The 14,477-nt window shown below is 69.4% G+C and carries 14 protein-coding genes; 12 read left to right on the top strand and 2 right to left on the bottom strand.

All coding sequences use genetic code 11. The annotated features are described in order from the left end of the window. Positions 1–143 precede the first annotated feature (143 nt). The 6 genes from HB662_RS21310 to HB662_RS21285 all read left to right on the top strand — a co-directional run bounded on the left by HB662_RS21310 (position 144) and on the right by HB662_RS21285 (position 6,935). Positions 144–1,217 (top strand): AI-2E family transporter, encoded by a 1,074-nt coding sequence (locus HB662_RS21310; RefSeq protein ID WP_168052540.1) that lies wholly within the window; start codon positions 144–146, stop codon positions 1,215–1,217. 112 nt (positions 1,218–1,329) lie between these two features. Next, on the top strand, positions 1,330–2,922 hold the full coding sequence (locus HB662_RS21305; RefSeq protein ID WP_168052538.1) for an ABC transporter substrate-binding protein: 1,593 nt from the start codon (positions 1,330–1,332) through the stop codon (positions 2,920–2,922). Between the two features lie 88 nt (positions 2,923–3,010). Then, a complete protein-coding gene (locus HB662_RS21300) occupies positions 3,011–3,994 on the top strand; it encodes an ABC transporter permease subunit (protein ID WP_168052536.1) in 984 nt (327 codons plus the stop codon). A 1-nt stretch (position 3,995) separates the two neighbouring features. Continuing rightward, positions 3,996–4,931, top strand: a complete 936-nt coding sequence (locus tag HB662_RS21295) for an ABC transporter permease (protein WP_168052534.1) — start codon at positions 3,996–3,998, stop codon at positions 4,929–4,931. After that, positions 4,931–5,917 carry an ABC transporter ATP-binding protein gene (locus HB662_RS21290; protein WP_168052532.1) on the top strand — a complete coding sequence of 329 codons (987 nt, stop codon included), beginning with the start codon at positions 4,931–4,933 and terminating at the stop codon, positions 5,915–5,917. Before HB662_RS21295 ends, HB662_RS21290 begins: the two co-directional genes overlap by 1 nt. Next, positions 5,910–6,935 carry an ABC transporter ATP-binding protein gene (locus HB662_RS21285; protein WP_168052529.1) on the top strand — a complete coding sequence of 342 codons (1,026 nt, stop codon included), beginning with the start codon at positions 5,910–5,912 and terminating at the stop codon, positions 6,933–6,935. The genes HB662_RS21290 and HB662_RS21285 overlap by 8 nt, the downstream gene beginning before the upstream one ends. A 189-nt stretch (positions 6,936–7,124) precedes the next feature. On the opposite strand, the gene trpE is transcribed toward HB662_RS21285, so the two are convergent. Together trpE and HB662_RS21275 are read right to left on the bottom strand one after the other, a co-directional pair. Beyond that, positions 7,125–8,630 carry an anthranilate synthase component I gene (trpE, locus tag HB662_RS21280; protein ID WP_168052527.1) on the bottom strand — a complete coding sequence of 502 codons (1,506 nt, stop codon included), beginning with the start codon at positions 8,628–8,630 and terminating at the stop codon, positions 7,125–7,127. Continuing rightward, positions 8,627–10,528, bottom strand: a complete 1,902-nt coding sequence (locus HB662_RS21275; RefSeq protein ID WP_168052525.1) for a peptidylprolyl isomerase — start codon at positions 10,526–10,528, stop codon at positions 8,627–8,629. The genes trpE and HB662_RS21275 overlap by 4 nt, the downstream gene beginning before the upstream one ends. 94 nt (positions 10,529–10,622) lie before the next feature. On the opposite strand from HB662_RS21275, the gene tpiA reads away from it, so the two are divergent. The 6 genes from tpiA to HB662_RS21245 all read left to right on the top strand — a co-directional run bounded on the left by tpiA (position 10,623) and on the right by HB662_RS21245 (position 14,458). Then, on the top strand, positions 10,623–11,354 hold the full coding sequence (gene tpiA / locus HB662_RS21270; protein WP_168053124.1) for a triose-phosphate isomerase: 732 nt from the start codon (positions 10,623–10,625) through the stop codon (positions 11,352–11,354). Positions 11,355–11,439: 85 nt separating this feature from the next. After that, positions 11,440–11,763 carry a preprotein translocase subunit SecG gene (gene secG / locus HB662_RS21265; RefSeq protein WP_168052523.1) on the top strand — a complete coding sequence of 108 codons (324 nt, stop codon included), beginning with the start codon at positions 11,440–11,442 and terminating at the stop codon, positions 11,761–11,763. Positions 11,764–11,861: 98 nt separating this feature from the next. Beyond that, positions 11,862–13,496 (top strand): CTP synthase, encoded by a 1,635-nt coding sequence (locus HB662_RS21260; protein WP_168052521.1) that lies wholly within the window; start codon positions 11,862–11,864, stop codon positions 13,494–13,496. 3 nt (positions 13,497–13,499) lie between these two features. Next, positions 13,500–13,664, top strand: a complete 165-nt coding sequence (locus HB662_RS21255) for a hypothetical protein (protein WP_168052519.1) — start codon at positions 13,500–13,502, stop codon at positions 13,662–13,664. 145 nt (positions 13,665–13,809) lie between these two features. Then, positions 13,810–14,115, top strand: coding sequence for a hypothetical protein (locus HB662_RS21250; protein ID WP_168052517.1), 306 nt, complete (start codon positions 13,810–13,812; stop codon positions 14,113–14,115). Between the two features lie 154 nt (positions 14,116–14,269). Continuing rightward, positions 14,270–14,458, top strand: coding sequence for a hypothetical protein (locus tag HB662_RS21245; protein WP_168052515.1), 189 nt, complete (start codon positions 14,270–14,272; stop codon positions 14,456–14,458). Positions 14,459–14,477 lie beyond the last annotated feature (19 nt).

The following is a 14,477-nucleotide window of genomic DNA, read 5'->3' as shown; positions in this document are numbered from 1 at the left end:
CTTCCCTGGGTTTCGCGGTTGCGCGGGTGATGCCTTGGCCCCCGCCGGGGGGCAAGCCCGCCGCATGCCAGCGGGGTGATGCGCGGAAGGCGTGCGTGGCGCCGGGGCTTCCGCTAAGGCTGGAGTCTCAGACCGGAGCCAGCATGAGCCAGGAATCCATCCGCCCCGCCCGCCTGCTCGGCCTGGCGGCATTGTTCGCGCTCGGCCTCGGCTGCTTCTGGGTGATGCGGCCCTTCATCTCCGCCCTGCTCTGGGCGGTGATCCTGGCCTACACCACCTGGCCCGCCTTCCGCGTGCTGCGGGAGAAGACCGGCCTCGGCCCGGGTGCGGCCGCGCTGGTGATGGTGACGGTGGAATTCGTGCTGATCGGCCTGCCCCTGGTCTTCGCCACGCCTACGACGCGTGAGGAGATCGAAGGGCTGCGCACCTCCTTCGAGGGGCTGCTGGTGACCGGCCTGCCGAACCTGGCCATCTGGCTCGGCAGCCTGCCCTTCATCGGCGAGACCTTCCGCAGCCTGCTGAGCGGCTGGGACACCACCTTCGCCGGGCTGTTCGAGACCATCAGCCCCTATGCCGGGCAGATCGCCGGCAGCGCGCTGGCGGTGCTGCTGGCGCTGCTGTCGGGCCTGGCGGAGCTGATCATGGCGATCTTCCTGGCCTTCTTCTTCTATCGCGACGGCCCGGCCATGGCCGCCCATGCGGAGGCGGTGATGGAGAAGATGGCCGGCCCCGGCACGCGCCGGCTGATCCTGCTGACCGGCAACGTCACCCGCGGCGTGGTCTATGGCCTGCTCGGCACCGCGGTGCTGCAGGGGGCGATGACCGTGTTCGGCCTGTGGGTCGCGGGCGTGCCGCAGCCGGTGCTGCTGGGCGTGGTGGCGGGCGTGCTGTCGATCCTGCCGGTGGGCGCCCCGCTGGTCTGGGCGCCGGCGGCGATCTGGCTGTTCACCCAGGGCGAGACCGGCTGGGGCCTCTTCATGGCGGTCTACGGCGCGGCCGGGATTTCCTCCGTGGACAACGTGATCCGGCCCTGGCTGATCAGCCGCGGCGCCGACCTGCCGCTGCTGCTGACCCTGCTGGGCGCCATCGGCGGCGTCATCGGCTTCGGCATCCTCGGCCTGTTCCTGGGGCCGGTTCTGCTCGCAGTTGGCTTCACGCTGCTGCGCGACTGGGCAGGCAACGGCGCGGCGACCACCACACGTACCCCGAAGGCCTGAGATCGGCCTTCCTCCGGGCATCGCGGCACGATATGCACGATAGCTTGCAGGCAGGTTTGTGGGCAGGCGGGCGCAACGACCCGCCGCCCCCACAGCAGGGAGTTCCGGGGTGATGCGAAGACTGCTTCTGGCGGCCGCCGCCATTCTTGCTTTGGGGGCTGCCTCGCCGGCGCCCGCCGTGGCCCAGACGGTACGCTGGGCGGCCAGCGGCGATCCCAACACGATGGACCCGCACAGCCAGAATGTCGGGACCGTCACCATGGTCCTGCAGCAGATCTACGATCCGCTGATCGCCCGCAACGCTGACCTCACCCTGCGCCCGGGCCTGGCCCTGTCCTGGAGCCAGGTGGAGCCGACCCGCTGGCGCTTCGTGCTGCGCCCGGGCGTGAAGTTCCATGGCGGCGAGGCGTTCTCCGCCGATGACGTGGTCTTCAGCATCGGCCGCGCGCGGCAGCCGACCTCCAATTTCGGCATCTATGTCGATACCGTCGCCGAGGTGGTGAAGGTGGACGAGATGACGGTGGACATCGTCACCCGCGTCGCGGACCCGATCCTCCCGAACAAATTCGCCTCCGTCTACATGATGTCGAAGGCGTGGTCGGAGGCGAACGGTGCCGCCCGCCCGCAGAACACCCGGGCGCGGGAGGAGATGCACACCACCCGCAACACCAACGGCACCGGCGCCTTCCGCCTGCAAAGCCGGGAGAACGACGTGCGCACCGTGCTGCGCCGCAACACGGATTGGTATGGGTGGCGGGAGCCGGATGCGGCGCGGTCGAATGTGCAGGAGATCGTGTTCCGGCCGATTTCCTCCGACGCCACGCGGATTGCGGCGCTGCTGTCCGGCGAGGTGGATTTCGTGCTGGATCCGCCGCTGCAGGATCTGAACCGCCTGCGCGCCGCGCCCGGCATCCGCGTGCTGGAAGGGCCGGAGGTGCGGACCATCTTCCTGGCCTTCGACGTGGCGCGGCCGGAGCTGCTGTATTCCGACGTGCGTGGCCGCAACCCCATGGCCGATCTGCGGGTGCGCCAGGCGCTGTACCACGCGATCGACATCCAGGCGATCCACCGCACCACCATGCGAGGCCAGTCCGTGGTGACCGGCACCTTCTTCCCGCCCCAGGTGAACGGCTATTCCGAGGCCGAGGATACGCGGCTGCCCTATGACCAGGCGCGCGCCCGCGCCCTGCTTGCGGAGGCCGGCTATCCGAACGGCTTCGGCCTGACGCTGGACTGCCCGAACAACCGCTACATCAATGATGAGCAGATCTGCCAGGCGGTTGCCGCCATGTGGACGCGCATCGGCGTGCGGACCAGCGTGAAGGCGCAGCCGCTGGCGCCCTTCTTCGCCCAGATCCAGCGCCAGGACACCAGCGCCTATCTGCTCGGCTGGGGCGTGCCGACGCTGGACGCGCTGTATTCCTTCCAGTCGTTGCTGGCCACGCGCAATGGCCAGCAGGGGGATGGCATCTGGAACTATGGCGGCTATTCCAGCCCGCGGATGGATGAGCTGGTGCAACGGATGAAGACGCAGTCGGGCGCGTCGCGTATGGAGGCGATTCATGAAGCGCTGCGCCTGTACCGCGAGGACGTGCCGCACATTCCGCTGCATCACCAGATGATCCCCTGGGCGATGCGGAGCAACTTCTCCATCCCGCACGCCGCCAACAACCAGCCCTATTTCCGCTTCGCCCGCATCGACTGAACCAACCGACTGACCGACCGACTGAGCAACAAGCGGATTCCGGCGGCGCCACCCGGCGTCGCCGCCACGTAAAGGATCGCCAGCGCCCGTGTTCGCCTTCATCATCAGCCGCTTACTGCAGGCGCTGCCCGTCATGCTGACGGTGGCGCTGCTATCCTTCGCCATGTTCGCCTATGTCGGCGATCCGGTCGCAATCATGCTGGGGCAGGACTACACCATCGCCCAGCGGGACCAGCTCATCGCCGATCTGGGGCTGAACCAGCCCTTCTTCGTGCAGTTCGCGAAATTCGTGGTGAATGCGGCGCAGGGCGAGTTCGGCCTGTCCTACCGCCTGTCCCGCCCGGTCGCGCAGCTCATCGTCGAACGCGCGCCGGCCACCCTGGAACTGGCGCTGTGCGCTGCGATCCTGGCGCTGGCCATCGGCGTACCGATGGGAGTCTATACCGGCCTCTATCGCAATTCCTGGCTCAGCCGCTTCTTCCTGACCTTCAGCCTGATCGGCGTGTCCCTGCCGACCTTCCTGATCGGCATCCTGCTGATCCTGACCTTCTCCGTCTGGCTCGGCTGGCTGCCAAGCTTCGGGCGTGGGGACACGGTCAATCTCGGCTGGTGGAGCACCGGGCTGCTGACCTGGTCCGGCATCAAGGCACTGATCCTGCCCTCCATCACCCTCGGCCTGTTCCAGCTCACGCTGATCATGCGCCTGGTGCGGGCGGAGATGATGGAGGTGCTGCGGACCGATTACATCAAGTTCGCCCGTGCCCGGGGCCTGACCAACCGGGCGGTGCATTTCGGCCATGCGCTGAAGAACACGCTGGTGCCGGTCATCACCATCACCGGCCTGCAGCTCGGCGCCATCATCGCCTTCGCCATCGTGACGGAAACGGTGTTCCAGTGGCCGGGGATGGGGCTGCTGTTCATCCAGAGCGTCAGCGTCGCCGATATTCCGGTGATGTCCGCCTATCTGCTGCTGATCGCGCTGATGTTCGTCACCATCAACCTGATCGTGGACCTGCTGTACTACGCGGTGGACCCCCGCCTGCGCATTGGCCGCGGCAAGGGAGCGCATTGAGATGTCGGCCACCGCACCCGCACGCCCGAATGCCATCCGCCGCGCCCTCGACAGCGATCTCTGGTATTCCTTCACCCGGTCGCCGATCACGGTGGCATCCGCCATCGTCGCGCTGATCTGCGTCGGCGGCGCGGTGCTGGCGCCCTGGATCGCGCCGCACAACCCCTTCGACCTGGCCTCGCTCCAGCTCATGGACGCGTTCAAGCCGCCGGCCTGGGAAATGGACGGTGACCCGAACTATCTGCTGGGCACCGATGACCAGGGGCGGGACGTGCTCTCCGCCATCATGTATGGCGCGCGGGTTTCGCTTCTGGTCGGCTTCTGCGCCGTGCTGCTCTCCGTCTCCATCGGCATCACCGCCGGGCTGGCGGCGGGCTATATGGGCGGCACGGTGGATGCGGTGCTGATGCGCATCGCCGATATCAAGCTGACCTTCCCGACCATCCTGATCGCGCTGCTGATCGATGGCGTGGTGCGCGCCGCCCTGCCGAGGGAGGTGCATGACCAGATCGCGCTCTATGTCGTGATCTTCGCCATCGGCATCAGCAACTGGCCGTCCTTCGCCCGCACCGTTCGGGGCTCCACCCTGGTGGAGCGCAACAAGGAATATGTGCAGGCGGCGCGGGTCATCGGCGTCTCCCGCGCCCGGATCATGGTCAGCCATGTGCTGCCCAATGTGCTGGGGCCGGTGCTGGTCATCGCCACCCTGAACCTGGGCTTCGCCGTACTGGCGGAGGCGACGCTTTCCTTCCTCGGCGTCGGTGTGCCGCCGACGCAGCCCTCGCTCGGCACGCTGATCCGTATCGGCAACGACTTCCTGTTCTCCGGCGAGTGGTGGATCACCATCTTCCCCGGCATCGCTCTCATCCTGCTTGTGCTGTCCGTGAACCTGCTGGGTGACTGGCTGCGCGACGCCCTGAACCCGAAGCTCCGATAATGACCGCACCCCTTCTCGAAGTCCGCAACCTGCGCGTCGAGTTCCCGACGCGCCGCGGCACCCTCGTCGCCCTCGACGACGTCTCCTTCTCCATCGCGCATGGGGAGGTGCTGGGCGTGGTCGGCGAATCCGGCGCCGGCAAATCCATGACCGGCGCGGCCATCATCGGGTTGTTGGAGCCGCCCGGCCGCATCGCCGGCGGGCAGATCCTGCTGAACGGACGGCGGATCGACAATCTTCCCTACTCCGAGCTGCGCAAGCTGCGGGGCAGGGAGATCGGCGCGATCTTCCAGGACCCGCTGACCACGCTGAACCCGCTCTACACCGTGGGCCAACAGCTGATCGAGACGATGGTCACCCACCTGCCGCTGAACCCGGCGCAGGCGCGGGCCAAGGCGATCGAGTGGCTGGAACTGGTCGGCATCCCCGCCGCCAGCCAGCGCATCGACAGCTACCCGCATGAATTCTCCGGCGGCATGCGCCAGCGCGTGGTCATTGCGCTCGCGCTATGCGCGGAGCCGAAGCTGATCGTGGCGGATGAGCCGACCACGGCGCTGGATGTCTCGATCCAGGCGCAGGTGATCTCGCTGCTGAAGTCGCTGGCGCGTGACAAGGGCACCAGCATGATGCTGGTCACCCACGACATGGGCGTCATCGCCGAAACCGCCGACCGCGTGGCGGTGATGTATGCCGGCCGGATCGTCGAGGTCGGCGCCGTTCGCAACGTGGTGCAGCAGGCGGCGCACCCCTATTCCGCCGGCCTCATGGGCTCCATCCCGCCGGTCGGGCGGCGGCTGGAACGGCTGCAGCAGATCGACGGCTCCATGCCGCGGCTCTCTGCCATCCCGCCTGGCTGCCCCTACAACCCCCGCTGCCCCCACGCCTTCGACCGCTGCTTCGTGGAGCGGCCGGAACTGATGCCGGCCAAGGACAACCTCGCCGCCTGCTGGCTCTATGCCGAGCAGGGAGTGCCGCGCCATGCGTAACGACATCATGCTCGAGACCATCAACGTCGCCCGGCATTTCGACGTCTCCCGCCCCCTGGTGCAGCGGCTGCTGGCGCGCGAGGGCAAGCGCGTGCTGCGCGCCGTGGACGGCATTTCCTTCGCCATCGAGAAGGGCACCACCCTGTCGCTGGTCGGCGAAAGCGGCTGCGGCAAATCCACCGTGGCCCGCCTGGTGGTCGGCCTGTACGGCCCGACGCATGGCAGCGTCATGTTCGACGGGCAGGACCTGGCGCAGGCGCGTGCGGATTCCGAACAGCGCCGCCGCATGCAGATGATCTTCCAGGATCCCTATGCCAGCCTCAATCCGCGCTGGCGCGTGCGGGACATCATCGCCGAGCCGATCCGCGCCTTCGGCCTGACGCGCAGCCCGGCCGAGATCGATGCGCGCGTCGGTGAGCTGCTGACCCAGGTGGGGCTTTCCCCGCTGGACGGGCAGAAATTCCCGCATGAATTCTCCGGCGGCCAGCGCCAGCGCATCTCGATCGCGCGCGCGCTGTCCTCCAACCCGGAATTCCTGGTCTGCGACGAGCCGACGAGCGCGCTGGACGTCTCCGTGCAGGCGCAGATCCTGAACCTGATGAAGGATCTGCAGGCGCGGCTCGGCCTGACCTATCTGTTCATCAGCCACAATCTGGCGGTGGTGCGGCAGGTCAGCGACCGGGTCGGCGTGATGTATCTCGGCCGGCTGGTGGAACTGGCGCCGGCGGAGACCCTCTTCAACACGCCGCGCCACCCCTATACGCGCGCGCTGATGGAAGCGATTCCGGATCTGGAGATGACCGGCCGGCAGCGCATCCCGGTGGGCGGCGAGGTGCCGAGCCCGATCGACCCGCCGAGCGGCTGCCCCTTCCACCCGCGCTGCCCGCTGGCGAATGACCGCTGCGTGGCCGAGCGCCCGGAGATGATCCCGGCCCGCGGCACGCCGGAGACGCTGGTGGCCTGCCACGCGGTGGAGGAAGGCCGCGACCGGGTCGGGGAGCCGCTGGTCGCGGCGTGACCAGAAAGCCCTTCCCCCCGACGGGGGGGAGGGTTGGGTGGGGGGCCTGGCCAACCCGCAGGAGCGTTTACTGATCAGCGGCGCAGCAGGGCGATGAGTACGGGCTGGCTCTCCAGCGCCGCCCCCACCCAACCAGCCTGCGGCGTTGCAGCAGTGCCGCAATCCCCCGCAAGTGCGGGGAGGGCTACTTCACCGCCTTTGCGCCGCGAAGCGCACGGCTTCCTCGGCGGCGCGGAACAGGGCGCGCGCCTTCTGGTGCGTCTCCTGGTATTCCGCCTCCGGGTCGCTATCCGCCACCACCCCGGCGCCGGCCTGCACATGCATCAGCCCGTCCTTCACCAGCGCGGTGCGCAGTGCGATGCAGATGTCCATGTCGCCATCCGCGCCGAAATACCCCACGCCGCCCGCATAGGCGCCGCGGCGGGAGGGCTCCAGCTCCTCGATGATCTGCATCGCCCGCACCTTCGGCGCGCCCGAGAGGGTGCCCGCGGGGAAGCCCGCCGTCAGCGCATCCAGCGCGTCGAGGCCCGGCCGCAGGCGGCCTACCACCTCGGACATGATGTGCATGACCTGGGAATAGCGCTCGACCTGGAATTTCTGCGTCACCCGGACCGAGCCGATCTCCGCGACGCGGCCGACATCGTTGCGGCCGAGGTCAATCAGCATCAGGTGCTCCGCCAGCTCCTTCGGATCGGCCAGCAGCTCCCGCTCCAGCCGCGCATCCTCCTCCGGCGTTGCGCCGCGGGGGCGCGTTCCGGCCAGTGGGCGCAGCTTCACCTCCCCATGCTTCACGCTGACCAGGATTTCGGGCGAGGCGCCGACCAGCGACAGGCCGTTCAGGTCGAGGAAGAACAGGTAGGGCGCTGGGTTCAGCCGGCGCAGCGCGCGGTACAGCGAAAAGGGCGGCAGGCCGAAGGGCGCGGTGAAACGCTGTGCGGGCACGACCTGGAACACGTCGCCGGCGGCGATGTATTCCTTCGCCCGCAGCACCGCCGCCTTGTAGCCCTCCGGCGTGAAGTTGGAGGTCGGCGCCGGCGGCACCGGCAGGCTGGCAGCGGGCGCCGGGCGGGGCAGGGGGCGGTCGAGCGCCGCCTCCGCCTCATCCAGCCGGGCCTGCGCCAGGTCCCAGGCCGCCTTCGGGTCCGCGGCGGCTTCCGGCCAGACCGGCGTCACCAGCGTCAGCGTATCCCGCACATGGTCGAAGACCGCGACCAGCGTCGGGCGGATCATCACCGCTTCCGGAATGCCGAGCACATCCGGGTTGCTGTCCGGCAGGCGTTCCATGTGCCGGACCATGTCGTAGCCGAGATAGCCGAACAGCCCCGCCGCGATGGAGGGCAGCCCGGCCGGCATCGGCATGCGCGTCGCCTTCACAAGCGTCCGCAGGCTGTCCAGCGGCGGCGCCGGGTCCGGCTCGAAGGCATGCGGGGCGGACAGCGCGTGGCGGTTGATCTCGGCCTTCCCGTCGCGGCAGCGCCAGACCAGGTCCGGCTCCATGCCGAGGGAGGAGAAGCGGCCGCGCGCCGCGCCGCCTTCGACCGATTCCAGCAGGAAGGCGTTGTGCCGCCCCTGCACCAGGCGGAGATAGGCGCCGACCGGCGTATCGAGGTCCGCGACGCGTTCGCGGAAGACCACCTGGCCTTGCCCGGCCGCCAGGCCGGCGGCGAAGGCGGCGAAGGTGGAGAGATCCGTCATGGCACCACCTGTTGCAGCAGGGTCGGGCTGATCTGCGGGTTGGCGCGATTGCGCAGCGCCGCGATATAGGCGGCGTTCAGGTCATCCGCCATCTGCTGCTGCGCGGTGCGCTTGGCATTCTCCAGCGCCGCCGCATCCGCGGCCGGGTCGGCGGAAACCACCTCCAGCAGCTGCGCCACGGCGAAGCCGGCGGCGGTCGGCGCCATGGTGGGTTCGTTCACCGGGATGTTGAACAGCACCGGCAGCAGCTCCCGCGGCACGGTCAGGCCGGGGGTGCCGGGTTCCGGCTGGCGGCCAAAGGGGCCCATGCGGGTGCTGGTCAGCCCGGCGGCTGCGGCGGCGGCTTCCAGCGTCTGCCCGCCACGCACCGCGGCGAGCAGGGCGGCCGCGCGCTCCTCCTGCGCCCGGCGCTTGGCGTCGTTGGTCCAGGCCAGGCGCACATCGGCCTCCACCTGCTCCAGCGGCTTCAGGGCGGGCGGGCGCACCTCATGCAGCTCGATGCCCATGAAGCCCTGGGCTTCGCGCAGCTCCTGCAGCCGCGGCGCACGGCCCTGCTCGGCGGCGAAGATGGCGCGCAGGGCTTCGGCGCGGGCGGCGACCGGCACCGGCAGCACGGCGGGCAGGCCCTCCGCATCGCGGCCCTCGGCATCCAGCGTCACGCGCGACACGGTCAGGCCGAATTCACGCGCGGCATCGGCCAGCGAGGCACCGCCGGCCAGCGCATCCTCCACCCGGTTGGCCCGGTCGAAGGCCAGGTCGCCGGCGCGTTCCAGGGCGATTTCCTGCCGCAGCCGGTCGGCCACCTCGGACAGCGGCGAGGTGGTGCCCGCGGTCACGCCGGCGACGCGCATCACATGCCAGCCAAAGGGCGACTGCACCGGATCCGTCACGCCGCCATCGGGGGCGCTGAAGGCGGCCTGCGCCAGCGCCTCGATCGGCAGGTCGGCGCGCGGCACGTTGCCGAGTGACAGCGCGGCGCCGCCGGCGGATTCGACCTGCTGCTGGATGGCGGCAAAATCCGGGTTGGCGCGCCACGCGGCGGCGATCTGCCGGGCGGCTTCCTCGGTCTGCAGCAGCGCCTGCTGCAGGTCGCGGCGCTCCGCCGTCTCGAACTGGGCGCGGCGCGCATCATAGGCGGCGGCGAGGTCGGCGTCGGAGACCTCGATCTGGTCGGCCAGGGTTTCCCCGGTCAGCACGGCGATGGTCGCCTCGCGCAGGGCGGGGGTGGAGAAGCGATCAGGGTTGTTGGCGTGGAAGCGGGCCAGGGCGGCCTCGGTCGGCGGCTCCGGCTCCGGCGCGTCCAGCAGCGGCAGCTCGACCACCTGGGCGATGCGGCGTTCCTGCTCATACCGCACCATGGCGCGGGCCAGCAGGTCGGGGGCCGGGGCGCCGGCGCGCACGGCGCCGGAAAGCTGCATGCGCTGCAGGTCGTCCCGGACCAGCTGCAGGAACTGCGCCTCCGACATGTCGTTCTGGCGCAGGAACTGGTCCAGTGCGAGGCGATCGAACTGTCCGGCGGTCTGGAAATTCGGGATGGAGAAGACGTAGGCCTGCACCGCCGCATCCGGCGTGGCGAGGTTCAGCCGCGCGGCCTCGGCCCGCTGGGCGCGCTCCGCGATCAATTGTTCGACGGCCTGCATCGCAATGGCGCGGCGCAGCGGTTCCTCCGCCTCGAAGCTGCTGCCGAGCTGGGCTTGCACGCGCTGCAATTCGCGGCGGGCGGCCATCTGCGCCTCAGGCACCTCGATATCGCCGCCCTCCATGCTGACAACGGCGGTTTCCCGGCCGAAATTGCGGACGGTGTCCTCGATGCCCCAGATGGCAAAGGACAGCACCAGCAGCACGAAGAGGACCTTGGCGAACCAGGTCTGGGTGAGGTTGCGGAACCAGGTGATCATCCGGACCGGGTAGCCGGAAATCCCGCCGGTTGCCAGCCCGGCGCGGCATTGCTACCCGAACCTGATCCATGAGGAGACGCACGTGACCCCTGGCATCCGCCCCCTGATCGCAGGCAACTGGAAGATGCACGGCACGCTCCGGGAGGCCGTGGTCCTGGCCGAGGCGGTGCGCGCCGGCGCCGGCGGCCTCGGCGCGGACCTGCTGGTCTGCCCGCCCTTCCTGCATGTGCCCCCCGTCGCCGCCGCCATGGCCGGCGGCCCGGTCGCGGTCGGGGCGCAGGACTGCCACGCCGCCACCAAGGGCGCGCATACCGGCGACACCTCCGCGCCGATGCTGTGCGATGCCGGGGCCACCCATGTCATCCTTGGCCATTCCGAGCGCCGGGCCGACCATGGCGAGACGGATGCGGTGGTGCGCGCCAAGGTGCAGGCGGCGCTGGCGGCCGGCCTGATTCCCGTCGCCTGCGTCGGCGAGACCGAAGCGCAGCGCCTGGCCGGGGAGGCGGAGGCGGTGGTGCGCCAGCAGCTCGCCGAGTCGCTGCCGGATGATTTCGGCGGGGTTGTCGCGTATGAGCCGGTCTGGGCGATCGGCACCGGCCGCACGCCCACCGAGGAAGACATCGCCGCCATCCACGCAACCATCCGGGCGACGCTGGTCGCGCGCTTCGGGCCGGCGGGGCAGGCCACGCGTATTCTCTATGGTGGGTCGATGAAGCCGGGCAATGCGAAGGCCATCCTGGCGCTGCCCAATGTGGATGGCGGGCTGGTCGGCGGCGCCAGCCTGGTGGCGGCGGATTTCCTGGCGATCGCCGCGGCGGCGGGATGAGCGACTGACCCGTTGCCGGGGCGGAAAATATGGGCTGGCCGGCACGCTGGCCTTCCGGCACCAGACCCGCTAGAAGGCGCCCGCCATGACCAACCTCCTCCTCGTTCTATTCCTGCTCGTCACCCTGGCGCTGATCGGGGTCATTCTCGTGCAACGCAGCGAGGGTGGCGGGCTGGGCATCGGGTCCTCCCAGGGCATGGGCGGCTTCATGACCGGCCGCGGCACCGCCAACCTGCTGACCCGCACCACTGCCGTGCTGGGCACCATCTTCATGGCCCTGGCCCTGGTGCTGGCGATGCTCGGCAAGGGCCAGGCGCCGAACCGTTCCATCCTGGATGGCCCTGCGGGCGGCGTTCCCGCCTCCACCGCGCCGGCCGTTCCCGCAGTGCCGACGGTGCCGAACAACTGAGACGCTTCGCCTCCCTCCGGGAGGCCTGCCTGCAACAATCGCATCCACCACGCCGGACGGGTTCCATTGCCCGTCCGGCTTCGCTATGAGGGGCGTCCATGACGCGGTTCGTATTCGTCACCGGCGGCGTGGTCTCCTCCCTCGGCAAGGGCATCGCAGCGGCATCGCTGGGTGCGCTGCTGCAGGCACGCGGCTACAAGGTGCGCCTTCGCAAGCTCGACCCCTACCTCAATGTCGATCCGGGCACGATGTCCCCGTATCAGCATGGCGAGGTCTTCGTGACCGATGACGGGGCGGAAACCGACCTCGACCTCGGCCACTACGAGCGCTTCACCGGGGTCCATGCCTCCAAGCTCGACAACTGGACCACGGGGCGGATCTATTCCGACGTGATCGCGGCCGAGCGGCGCGGCGACTACCTGGGCGGGACCGTCCAGGTCATTCCGCACATCACCGACAAGATCAAGGACGTCATCCAGGCCGAGACGGATGGCTACGACTTCGTCCTGGTCGAGGTCGGCGGCACCGTGGGCGACATCGAGTCGCTGCCCTTCCTGGAAGCGATCCGCCAGCTGGCGAACGAGCTTGGCCCGACGCGGAGCCTGTTCATCCACCTGACGCTGGTGCCCTACATCCCCTCCGCCGGGGAGCTGAAGACCAAGCCGACGCAGCATAGCGTCAAGGAACTGCTGGGCGTCGGCATCCAGCCGCAGATTCTTCTCTGCCGCTGCGACCGCCAGATTCCGGAGAATGAGCGCCGCAAGATCGCGCTGTTCTGCAACGTCCGGCCCGAATCCGTGATCCCGGCCTATGACGCGGACAGCATCTATTCGGTGCCGATCAGCTACCACGCCGAGGGCCTGGACCGCGAAGTGCTGCGGCACTTCAACCTGTCCTTCTACGGCGAGCCGGACATGCGGCGCTGGGAGAAGATCGTCCAGTCGATCCGCGCGCCGGAGGGCGAGGTCTCGATCGCCGTGGTCGGCAAGTATACGAACCTGCTGGACAGCTACAAATCCCTCGCCGAGGCGCTGGCGCATGGCGGCATCGCCAACAATGTGAAGGTCAAGCTGACCTGGGTGGACAGCCAGGTCTTCGAGGCCGGCGACGAGGAAGCGGTGAAGCGCCTCGAGGGCGTGCACGGCATCCTGGTGCCCGGCGGCTTCGGCGAGCGCGGCTCGGGCGGCAAGATCGAGGCTGTCCGCTTCGCCCGAACCCGGAAGATTCCGTTCTTCGGCATCTGCTTCGGCATGCAGATGGCGGTGATCGAGGCGGCGCGGAACCTGCTGGACCTCAAGGGCGCCTCCTCCACCGAATTCGGCGCCTGCGCGGAGCCGGTGGTCGGCCTGCTGACCGAGTGGACCCGCGGCAACCAGGTGGAGACGCGGACCGCCGGCGGCGACCTGGGCGGCACCATGCGGCTCGGTTCCTATGTCGCGAAGCTGGCCGAGGGGTCGCTGGTGCGGGAGGTGTATGGCGAGGCCGAGATCACCGAGCGCCACCGCCACCGCTTCGAGGTGAATGTCGGCTACCGGGAGCGCCTGGAAGGCGTCGGCATGCGCTTCGCCGGGATGTCGCCCGATGGCAGTCTGCCCGAGATCGTGGAAGTGCCGGACCACCCCTGGTTCATCGGCGTGCAGTTCCACCCGGAACTGAAATCCAAGCCCTTCGAGCCGCACCCGCTGTTCAAGGGCTTCATCGGCGCCGCGGTGCGCCAGGCAAGGCTGGTCTAGCCCATGGATGAGAAGGCCCGGCTGCAGCGCTTCGGCATCGGCATGGCCATTACCCTGGTGGTGACGGTGGTTGTGGGGGCGCTGTTCGGTTCGCTGGCCGTGCCGCTGTCGCTGGCCATCGGCCTGGGCGCGACGCTGATGCTGGGCGGCGGACGCCGCAAGGGCTGATCCGCGGCGCACGCCGCAAGGGCTGATCCGCGGCGCACGCCGCAAGGGCTGATCCGCGGCCGCCGCCGCAAAGGGTGATCCGCGGCGTCCGCCGCGAGGGCTGAAGCTAAACACTTCCGTCAGGAAGTTATGGTGCAGTGCAGCCATGCGCACCCTGACCGGCACCGGCGGCATCGACAGCTACCTCTTCGAGGCAGGCGACCTGGTTCGCCTCACCCGAGGTGAGGGCGGGGCGGTGCAAACCGCGCAGCCCGGCGATTGGGGTTTGGTGACCAAGGTGCATCCCTGCGGGGCGCTGGACCTGAAACTGGCCGGCTATAGCCGCGCCAAGGATTCGGTGCTGACCCGCGCCATCGCCGTACCCTGCGGTCGCGTCGAACCCTGCGACCGCCAGGGCATGCCGCTGAAGCGCGGCTTTTCCGCCGTCTGGGACACGCGCAAGCCGCGCTGACGGCGCTTCCATGTGCGAAGCGCCGCACCCTATGCTGGCGCGGTCCGCGCGGAGGACCGCCCCAATTTCCCCAAGCCCCTCCGCCAGGCCGCTCACCATTGCCTCGCGCGTCCTTGAGGTTGCCACCGGAACGGTCGTTCTCATCATCCTGGCGGTGAACGACGCGTCCAGGCTGCTGATCCTGTTCATCGGCCTGGCCTGGGCCTGGTGCATCCTGCAACTTGTACGGGCCACCGCGGACAGCGGCGGCTCCCTCTGGGATGCGGGCGGCGATGCCGCCACGGCCACCGGCCTCGATTCGGATGGCGGCGCGGGCTGCGGCGGCGATGGGGGCGGGGAATAGCGGCGCGGCGGCGGCTTGC

It is taken from the genome of Falsiroseomonas frigidaquae (assembly GCF_012163145.1).
GTDB classification, from domain to species: Bacteria; Pseudomonadota; Alphaproteobacteria; order Acetobacterales; family Acetobacteraceae; genus Falsiroseomonas; species Falsiroseomonas frigidaquae.
This window is presented reverse-complemented; position numbering and strand designations above follow the sequence as displayed.